Origin of the sequence: Pseudomonas sp. zfem001 (assembly GCF_032621725.1) — a bacterium.
GTDB lineage: Bacteria > Pseudomonadota > Gammaproteobacteria > Pseudomonadales > Pseudomonadaceae > Aquipseudomonas > Aquipseudomonas sediminis.
The window spans coordinates 429,622-439,181 of record NZ_JAVYJI010000002.1 but is presented as its reverse complement, the minus strand read 5'-3'; the positions used below and the strand labels follow the sequence as shown (position 1 = coordinate 439,181).

Here is a 9,560-nt window from a genome sequence, read left to right as displayed (position 1 = left end):
AGTCTTTGCGCTGGCCAGCGAAGAACGCCCGCACATTGGCGAAGGCTTCGCCAAAGTAGGCAGCATAGCTATGCCGTTCTACGTAACCCAGATGCGGCATACACAGCACGCGCGGGTGCCCTCGGCCACCGTCACGCGTGCTCGCGGCAGGCCTGCAGATCGATATGCGGCACTGCCCGTCCGGTCTGGCTGAGCAACTTCAGTTGGCGTTGCGTCGATACGGGTGCGCTCGCGTGTCAGCACCAGTACATTGGCATCGGTAAAGCGCTCGACGAGTACCTCCGGATCGCTGGCATGGTCGTGATACACCTGCACATCGAAGCCTTCGAGCAACTGGAAACGATCCAGTGACTGTTCGACCCGTTGGTAGTCTTCCGGTATCACGACACGCATCTAGGAACGCTCCTTTGCAATGGATCAGGCCAGGTGCCGTGCTCACCAGAAGGGCAACGTAATCATCACGCCAACCAAGGCCTGATATACATCAGGCGTGGCTATAGGCAGAGCAACACCGGCGAGACCTCTCCACGTTGCAATCTGCCTTTTACCGCCCCATGCAGGCTGAGACGCTTGCTAAGGTCCCGCAACGTGATCGCGTCATGCGAATCAACGGTAGTAAATCGTACCGCCTTCGATGAAGAGCTGACGTTCTGCCTGGATCGCCATCATGCATGAGTGCTGGTTCGCTTCACCCCAGCCTTCACTTTTTGCACGACAGCTCTCGAGTTTCTTCCTCAGCGCGTATTTGTACTGCTTGTACCAGGCAACCGTTCGCTGGGATTCCGGTGTCTGTGCTGCCGCTTCGCGGTCCCGCGCTTTCAGCGCCTGGACTCTGATCGTCGTGGCTTTCAGTTGAGCCGCTTTGGCATTGGCGCAGGCCTGCTCGGAAAGACGAAAAGGCTTGTGATGGCAGATATGCAGAGCTCTAGACAGCTCCCTTGGGTTGTTGACGTACCAGTCGACTTCGGGACTGGCGCGCTCACCGCAACCCGCGAGCAGGAGCAATATCGCGCCAAGCATTGTCGTGACCGGACGACCTGTGTCGGATAGCAGGCGATTTATCGGCATGGTGCGCTCGAAAATCGGCGACTGTACCTGTTCGGACAGTCCCTTGCACCGTGTGTGGTGTGCCAGGATTGCGGGCCAACACTATTCACCCTGCTTGCGCTTGACCTGAATAACGATCAGACATAATACTGTCTATATATACAGTATTCGGTCATTATCCATGCCATCCGTGGTCGCGCTTGACCGGTTGATCGACGCTCGTCGTGTGTGGCGAGGCCAGGTCGTTTCATCGCCATCGGGCGCCAATTTCTCAACTGGACATCATTTTCTCGACGCCGTACTGCCAGGTGGCGGCTGGCCTAAGGCTGCCCTCAGTGAAGTTCTCACGACTGCGCCTGGCATCGGCGAGCTGCGCTTGTTGTGGCCGACCCTTGCCAGCCTGACGGTTTCAGGCGAACGAGTGGTGCTGATCTCCCCTCCTCATCTGCCCTACCCTCAGGCCTGGATTGATGCCGGCGTCGATTTACGCCAACTGAGCATTATCCAGGCAGATGGCCGCGATGCCCTGTGGGCTGCCGAACAATGCTTGCGTTCGGGGAGTTGTGGCGCGGTGCTGAGCTGGTTGCGTCAGACCGATGATCGCTCGCTGAGGCGTCTGCAGGTGGCAGCTGCTACTGGGCAAACCCTGGCTTTCGCCTATCGGCCGCAGGCAGAAGCGGCCAATCCTTCACCGGCAGCACTACGGCTGGCGCTCGACGGCCAGCCAGCACAGCTGCGGGTGATCAAGTGTCGTGGTGGTTTGCCGCCGGCTCGACCGCTCGCGCTTGCCTGGCATTGAGCTCGCCATGCTCTGGGCTTGCATCCTGTTGCCACAGTTGGCCATGGACGGCGTACAGCGTCACCGAGCCAACCCCGACGAGCCGTTGGTGCTGCTCAACGGCTCGCCACAACGGCGTGTTCTACAGGCGGTCAACCCGGCAGCTCGAGCCCTGGGGCTGAAACCCGGCCAGTCACTGACTGCAGCACAGGCGCTGACACGCGGGTTTGCCACGGCAGAATACGATTGCGCGGCCATCGAGGGCTGGCAGCAGTTTCTGGCCGCCTGGGCCTATGGTTTCAGTGCCCAGGTCAGCCTGCACTATCCGCGCTGTCTGCTGTTGGAGGTGCAGTCCAGCCTGGGGCTGTTCGGCCCATGGCCGCGTTTCGAAGCGCGCTTGCGTGCCGAGCTTTCGGCGTTGGCCTTCCAGCATCGCATTGCTGTCGCGCCGAACCCCGCTGCGGCGCGGGTGCTGGTGAATGTCGGTGATGGGCTGATGGCCAGTGATGGTCAGGCGCTCATGCAGATGCTCGCCCCCTTGCCGGTGGATCGGCTCGGGCTTTCTCCTGCAGCAACCACGGCCTTCAATCGCATGGGGCTCAGGCAGTTTCGGCAGCTGTTGGCGCTGCCACGTGACAGCCTGGCCAAGCGTTTTCCTGCCGAAGTGCTACGTCATCTCGATACCTTGTCTGGCCAGCGTCCGCTAGCGCTGGACTTCTTCGTGCCTGTGGATGTTTTCGATACCCGTATCGAACTGAATTTCGAGGTGGAATCGCACCAGGCACTGCTGTTCCCGTTGCGCCGACTGACAGCCGATCTGGCGGCTTACCTGGCCTGCCGTGACAGCGGCGTGCAGCGTTTCAACCTGCATCTGGAACACCGCGCGGGTGCCGATACGCAGATACAGGTGGGCCTACTCAGCGCCGAGCGTGATCCCGGCATGCTGTTCGAGCTGACACGATGCCGTCTGGAGCATCAGCAGCTGCCAGCGCCGGTGCTGGCCGTACGGCTGGAGGCACGTGAATTGCCGGTCTTTGCGCCTCAGCACCAGCAACTGTTCGACGAGCGACCGCAGCAGAACCAGCCCTGGGAACAATTACGCGAGCGGCTAAGGGCCCGCCTCGGTGATGACGCCCTGCATGGCCTCGGTGCCAGAGCCGATCACCGTCCCGAGCGTGCCTGGATCAACGACTCGACCAGCCCCTTGCTGCCTCCTTGTGGCCCGCGGCCAGGCTGGCTGTTGAGCGAACCCCAGCCGCTGCGCGAGGCCTCACTGCACATCCTCTCCGGCCCGGAGCGCATCGAGTCCGGCTGGTGGGATGGCGAGGATGTGCGACGCGACTATTACGTGGTGCAGACCCGTGCTGGGCAGCGCGGCTGGGCGTATCGGCCAGTCGGCAGTGATGGGCCGTTGCTGCTGCACGGCTGGTTCGCATGAGCGATTACGCCGAGCTGCATTGCCTGTCGAACTTCAGCTTCCAGCGCGGTGCGTCCAGTGCGCAGGAGTTGTTCGAGCGTGCGGCAAGGCTGAACTATCGTGCCTTGGCGATCACCGATGAGTGCACCCTGGCTGGCATCGTGCGCGCTTGGGAGGCCTCGAAGAAAACCGGGGTAAAGCTGATCGTGGGCAGCGAAGTGCAGATCGAGCAAGGCCCAAAGCTGGTGCTACTGGTCGAGAACCTGACGGGCTATCAGGTGCTATGCGGCCTGATCACTCGGGCGCGGCGCAGAGCAGCAAAAGGCACCTACCGGTTGCTGCACGAGGATTTCGTGGTGCCGCCCGATGGCCTGCTGGCCATCTGGCTCAGCGAGGGTGAAGTCAGCGCCCTGCCCTGGCTTCGCGCGCTGTTTCCCGAGCGCCTATGGCTAGGCGTTGAGTTGCATCGCGGCCCTGACGATACCGCGCACCTGCAGCGCCTGCTCGAGCTGGCAGGGGATCACGACCTGCCGGCTGTGGCCTGTGGCGACGTGCACATGCATGCACGTGGCCGCCGCGCCCTGCAGGATTGCATGACTGCCATCCGTCATCATCTGCCCGTGGCCGAGGCTGGCGCCCATCTTTTCGCCAATGGCGAGCGGCATCTGCGCCGGTTTGATGAGTTGGCCGAGCTGTATCCGCCCGAGCTGCTCGCGCAATCGCTGTGCATCGCCGAACGCTGCCACTTCGATCTCGACCAGCTGGAGTATCACTACCCGCACGAGCTGGTGCCGGCCGGTCATGACCCCACCTCCTGGCTGCGTGTTCTGGTGGAACGTGGCGCCGCCGAGCGCTGGCACAAAGGCGTGCCGGCCGCCGCCCGCGCGCAGATCGAGCACGAGTTGGCACTGATCGCCGAGCTGGAATACGAAAGCTACTTTCTCACCGTGCACGACATCGTCCGCTTCGCCCGCGAGCAACATATTCTTTGCCAAGGTCGGGGATCGGCAGCCAACTCGAGTGTCTGTTTCGCTCTGGGCATCACCGAACTGGACCCGACGCACAGCCGGCTGTTGTTCGAGCGCTTTCTCTCCCGCGAACGTAACGAGCCGCCGGATATTGACGTCGATTTCGAGCACGAACGGCGCGAGGAAGTCATCCAGTACGTGTTTCGCCGTTACGGGCGAACGCGTGCAGCGCTCACGGCCGTGGTCAACACCTATCACGGCGCCGGGGCGATACGCGATGTCGCCAAGGCTCTTGGTTTGCCGCCTGATCAGGTCAACGCGCTGGCTGACTGCTGTGGCCGCTGGAGCAGCGGTCCTCCAGCGGCCGAGCGTCTGCTGGAGGCGGGTTTCGATCCGCAGAATCCACTGCTCAGGCGCGTGCTGATACTGACTGGCGAGTTGATCGGCTTCCCTCGCCATCTGTCGCAGCATCCGGGCGGTTTCGTCATTTCCGAGCACGCCCTCGACACACTGGTACCGGTGGAGAACGCGACCATGGCCGAGCGCACCGTCATTCAGTGGGACAAGGACGATCTGGATATGGTCGGCTTGCTCAAGGTCGACGTCCTGGCCCTGGGCATGCTCAGCGCACTGCGCCGTTGTTTCGGCCTGATCGAGCGCTACCGCGGCACGCAATGGACGCTGGCCACTTTGCCCAAGGAAGACCCGGCCACCTACGCCATGATCAGCCGCGCAGATACCATCGGCGCCTTCCAGATCGAGTCACGCGCGCAGATGGCAATGCTGCCGCGCCTGCGCCCGAAGGCGTTCTACGACCTGGTGATCCAGGTGGCCATCGTCCGTCCGGGGCCGATTCAGGGCGACATGGTGCACCCTTACCTGCGTCGGCGAAACGGCGAAGAACCGATCGACTATCCCTCGGATGAACTCAAGCCGGTCTTCGAGCGCACGCTCGGCGTGCCGCTGTTTCAGGAGCAGGTCATGGAGCTGGCCATCGTCGCCGCCGACTACACCCCCGGCGAGGCGGATGAACTACGCCGCAGCATGGCTGCCTGGAAACGTCATGGCGGGCTCGAACCACATCGTCAGCGACTCACCTCGCGCATGCTGGAAAAGGGTTACACGCAGGCGTTCACCGAGCGGATCTTCCGCCAGATCGAGGGCTTCGGTAGTTACGGTTTTCCCGAGTCGCATGCCGCCAGCTTCGCCCTGCTCGCCTACGCCAGTTGCTGGCTGAAGTGCCACGAGCCCGCTGCCTATGCCTGTGCCCTGGTCAACAGTTGGCCGATGGGCTTCTACAGCCCTGACCAGGTACTGCAGGACGCGCGGCGGCATGATATCGAGGTACGTACCGTGGACGTGCGCTACAGCGACTGGGATTGCAGCCTGGAGCCCGATGAACGTGGCGAGCCGGCCATCCGCCTGGGGCTGAGGATGATTCGTGGCATGCGCGAAGACGACGCGCGCCGTATCGAACAGGCGCGCCAGTCAGGTGCATTCCGTGATGTCGAAGACCTCAGCAGGCGTGCACATCTGGATGCCTCGGCGCGCGAGCGACTGGCCGATGCCGGCGCACTCGGTGGCCTGGTTGGCCACCGCTACCAGGCGCGCTGGGCGGTTGCTGGCGTCGAGGAGCAATTACCGCTGTTCGCCGGTGTCTCTACGCCGAATGAAGCCGCTCCAGGTCTACCAGCGCCCTCGCCAGGGGAAGATCTGTTGACTGATTATGCGACGCTCGGCACCACCCTCGGCCCGCATCCTCTGGCCATGCTGCGCCAAACACTACGGGCACGGCGCTGCCGAAGCTCGTGTGAGTTGCAGGCAGTCGAGCACGGCCGACCTGTCAGCATTGCCGGTCTGGTGATCGGCCGGCAAAGGCCGCAAACAGCCAGCGGGGTCATTTTCGTTACCCTCGAAGATGAGTTCGGTCTGGTCAATGTGGTGGTCTGGCACGACCTGGCCGAGCGGCAGCGCCGCGTTCTGGTGCAGTCGCAAATGCTGCAGATCGATGGCCACTTGGAGACCGTCGACGGCGTACGCCACGTGATCGCCGGGCGCCTGACGGATATGACGGCATTGCTGACAGGGCTGGATATACGCAGTCGGGACTTTCACTGACCCGTCACCTGAACCACCACTCACGCCAGGCCAACAAAGGCGAGCACAAAAAAAGGCCGCACTGGATCACCAGGCGGCCACAAGTCGTCTTAACCAAAGGAGATGAAGCGGAGCCAGAGCGACGGCTTCCGGGAGTGTTGCAAAAACCGCCGCCTATGGAATCTTCATCGGGGAGAAGCCTATCGCCGATCCTCCCGAATACCGCATCGAAGTCGTTGATAGTGATCATCGATCAGCTTGAATAGTGCATCTGCAGGCAGGGTGATAACTCTAAGCGCGCCCTCTGGGCCGGGCCTTACCTCGATGTGAGGCGCGTTGAAAACAGCACACCAACACCGGGAGCACTCATGCACAAGAAGCACTGTCTCGCGCTGGCTTGCAGCCTCGCGCTGGGCGGGCAGTTGGCTCATGCCAGCAGCCAGTCCGAAGCCAACGGTTTCGTCGAAGACGCCAGCCTCAATCTGTTGCTGCGCAACGCCTACTTCAACCGTGATTACAAAGACAACACCAACGACGCCAAGACCTGGGGCCAGGGTTTCATCGCCACCTTCGAGTCCGGTTTTACCCAAGGTACCGTCGGCTTCGGCGTCGATGCCTTCGGTCTGCTCGGGGTCAAGCTCGACAGCGGCCGCGGCCGCAACTATCGCGCCTTCTTCGACACCGATAGCGAAGGCCGTCCGGTGGACGACCTATCCCAGGCCGGCGGCGCGGTGAAACTGCGCGTCTCCAATACCGTGATCAAGTACGGCAACCAGTTCCCTTCCCTGCCGGTGCTGGCTCATGACGACAGCCGTCTGCTGCCACAGTCCTTCACCGGCACGCTGGTGACCAGCAACGAGATCGAAGGCCTGGAGCTGAACGCTGGCCGCTTCACCGCCGACAGCCCGATGGGCGACTCGGCGCGCGACCCCAATCGCCTCAAGAGCATCGACGTGCTCGGCGGCAGTTACGCCGTCAGCGATGACCTGAGCCTGGCGGTGTATCACGCCGACCTCGAGGACATGTACAAACGCTACTACGCCAACGTCAATTACAACCTGGCGCTGGCGGCCGATCAGGCGCTGAACTTCGACTTCAACATCTACCGCACCAAGTACGACACCGGCTCAGTGGCCGCAGTCGATCTCGGCGGTGACGGCCAGGGTGATCGCAATACCATCTGGAGTCTGGCGGCCAAGTACAGCATCGGCGCTCATGCCTTCATCGTCGCGCATCAGCGCAACAGCGGCGATGCCGGCTTCGCCTACGACTACGGTGATGGCGGCTCCAGCATCTACCTGGCCAACTCCTACTACTCGGACTTCAACCTGAAGGACGAGCGCTCCTGGCAGGCCAGCTACGAGCTGGATTTCGCCGAGTACGGCGTGCCGGGTCTGCGCTACAAGTTCGCCTATGTACGCGGTGACAACATCGATACCGGCAACGATAACAACGGCACCGAGCGCGAGATCTTCAACCAGATCGGCTACACCATCCAGAGTGGGGCCGCCAAGGATCTGCACCTGCGCTTGCGTAACTCCATCTACCGTTCCAGCACTGATGTAGGGCCAGATCTCAACGAGATTCGCGCCTTCGTCGAATATCCGCTGAGCATCCTCTGATGGTCGCTGCCCCGGCCTTGGCCGGGGCAGTTCTCAACCACGCAGAGCTTGCGCAACGGCCCTGGCGGCATCCTCGATGGCACGCTCTTCATAAGGCGCAAAGCCCATTACCAGTCCCGCCCCTCGCGGCTTGACGCAGTAACTTGCCAGTGGCAGCGCGTCGATACCGGCAGCCTGCAAACGCGCGAAAGCGTCTCGCTCGTTCTCAACCTGCAAACGGCAGGCGATATCCATACCCGCACGAATTTCCGGCACGTCGATCAGGCCTTGCCAATGCTTGTGCGCGGCGTCGGCGAAGGCATCGGCACGCGCTGCATAAATTTTGCGCATGCGCCGTACGTGACGGTCGAAATGCCCCTCGTGGATGAAGTCGGCCAGCACCGCCTGCGCCAGGCTGTTGGCGTGGCGTGACATCAGCGCCGACGCGCGAGTGAAGCTTTCCACCAGGTGCTCAGGCAGCACCAGATAGGCCAGGCGAATCGAGGGAAACAGCAGTTTGCTGAAGGTGCCAGCCATGATCACCGAGTGATCGGCGCCTGGCATCGAACGCAGTGCCGGAATGGGCTTGGCGATAAAACGATACTCGCTATCGTAGTCGTCCTCGAAGATGTAGCTGCCCTGCTCCGCTGCCCACTTGAGCAAGGCCAGGCGGCGTGCAGGCGACAGTTCACCGCCGAGCGGCGCCTGCCGTGAGGGGGTGACATACGCCAGCCGAGCGCTTGCTGCCAGGCGTATGCCCTCGTCCACCTTGAGGCCGGAGCTATCCACCGGCACGTCCACTCGTGTCACGCCAGAGATATCCATCAACTGCCGTGCACCGGGATAACCCGGATCTTCCATCCAGACCTGGGCGTCACCGGGCGCCAGCACACGCAGGCATATATCCAGCCCCTGTTGCACGCTGCCAAGTACCAGGATGCGCTGCGGTGAAACCTGTACCCCACGGGCGATGGCCAGGTAGCTGGCGATGGCCTCGCGCAACTCAGGCAACCCTGCCGGATCGGAGTCGAGCAGCATGCTCAGGCGCGAGCTACGCAGTTGCTGCGTGTGCAACTTGCGCCACAGATCGATGGGAAAGGCCTTGATATCACCACGGTGAGGAAAGAACGGACGCAGGCCGGTTGGCAACGTGCGCCGAGAGAAAATTGGCTCGATTTCGGTCAGGCGCTTCATCCAGGGCGTATCGGGCGCTGTGCGCTTTGCTTCCACCTCGGCCACGACCTTACGCCGGACGTATCCGGCATTCAGTGTCGGATCCGGTAATACCTCACTGACGCGCGTACCGCTGCCGGTGCGTGCTTGCAGATAACCTTCGGAAAGCAGCTGCTGATAAGCCGCCTGCACCGTACCGCGCGCCAGCTTGTAGTGCTCGGCCATGGCCCGCGTGCTGGGCAGTTTACTGCCTGCTGGTAGGCGCCCGCCCAGAATCGCACCGCGCAGCGACTCATACAGCCATCCCTGCAGGCTGGCTCCCTCCTCCGGCGCTCCCAGTGGCAGAAAGATAACTTGTGGTGGAGCTTTTTCGACTGGCATAAGGGCTCCAAAGTGGACCATTTATCTTTGTTGATATTGGATCAATACCTTGATCCAAAACAACCACACAATCGATCCCGTCGACAGCCAACAGCTTT

General features: G+C 62.1%; 7 protein-coding genes. 4 read left to right on the top strand and 3 right to left on the bottom strand.

The window, feature by feature from the left end; translation table 11 throughout:
• Positions 1-78: 78 nt before the first annotated feature.
• Positions 79-393: a hypothetical protein gene (locus RTH74_RS10000; RefSeq protein WP_316914571.1), complete on the bottom strand. Its 315-nt coding sequence runs from the start codon at positions 391-393 to the stop codon at positions 79-81.
• Between the two features lie 213 nt (positions 394-606).
• Positions 607-1,068: an EexN family lipoprotein gene (locus tag RTH74_RS09995; RefSeq protein ID WP_316914570.1), complete on the bottom strand. Its 462-nt coding sequence runs from the start codon at positions 1,066-1,068 to the stop codon at positions 607-609.
• A 160-nt stretch (positions 1,069-1,228) separates the two neighbouring features.
• Here RTH74_RS09995 and imuA point away from each other — a divergent pair, with 160 nt between their 5' ends.
• From imuA to RTH74_RS09975, 4 genes are all read left to right on the top strand, one after another.
• Positions 1,229-1,846 (top strand): translesion DNA synthesis-associated protein ImuA, encoded by a 618-nt coding sequence (gene imuA, locus RTH74_RS09990; protein WP_316914569.1) that lies wholly within the window; start codon positions 1,229-1,231, stop codon positions 1,844-1,846.
• A 7-nt stretch (positions 1,847-1,853) separates the two neighbouring features.
• Positions 1,854-3,263, top strand: a complete 1,410-nt coding sequence (locus RTH74_RS09985) for a DNA polymerase Y family protein (protein WP_316914568.1) — start codon at positions 1,854-1,856, stop codon at positions 3,261-3,263.
• Positions 3,260-6,328 carry an error-prone DNA polymerase gene (locus RTH74_RS09980; RefSeq protein ID WP_316914567.1) on the top strand — a complete coding sequence of 1,023 codons (3,069 nt, stop codon included), beginning with the start codon at positions 3,260-3,262 and terminating at the stop codon, positions 6,326-6,328. The genes RTH74_RS09985 and RTH74_RS09980 overlap by 4 nt, the downstream gene beginning before the upstream one ends.
• A gap of 347 nt (positions 6,329-6,675) precedes the next feature.
• Positions 6,676-7,929 carry an OprD family porin gene (locus RTH74_RS09975; protein ID WP_316914566.1) on the top strand — a complete coding sequence of 418 codons (1,254 nt, stop codon included), beginning with the start codon at positions 6,676-6,678 and terminating at the stop codon, positions 7,927-7,929.
• Positions 7,930-7,962: 33 nt separating this feature from the next.
• Here RTH74_RS09975 and RTH74_RS09970 read toward each other — a convergent pair whose 3' ends face one another.
• The gene (locus tag RTH74_RS09970; protein ID WP_316914565.1) at positions 7,963-9,462 is read right to left on the bottom strand and encodes a PLP-dependent aminotransferase family protein; all 1,500 of its coding nucleotides are present in this window, start codon (positions 9,460-9,462) and stop codon (positions 7,963-7,965) included.
• Positions 9,463-9,560 lie beyond the last annotated feature (98 nt).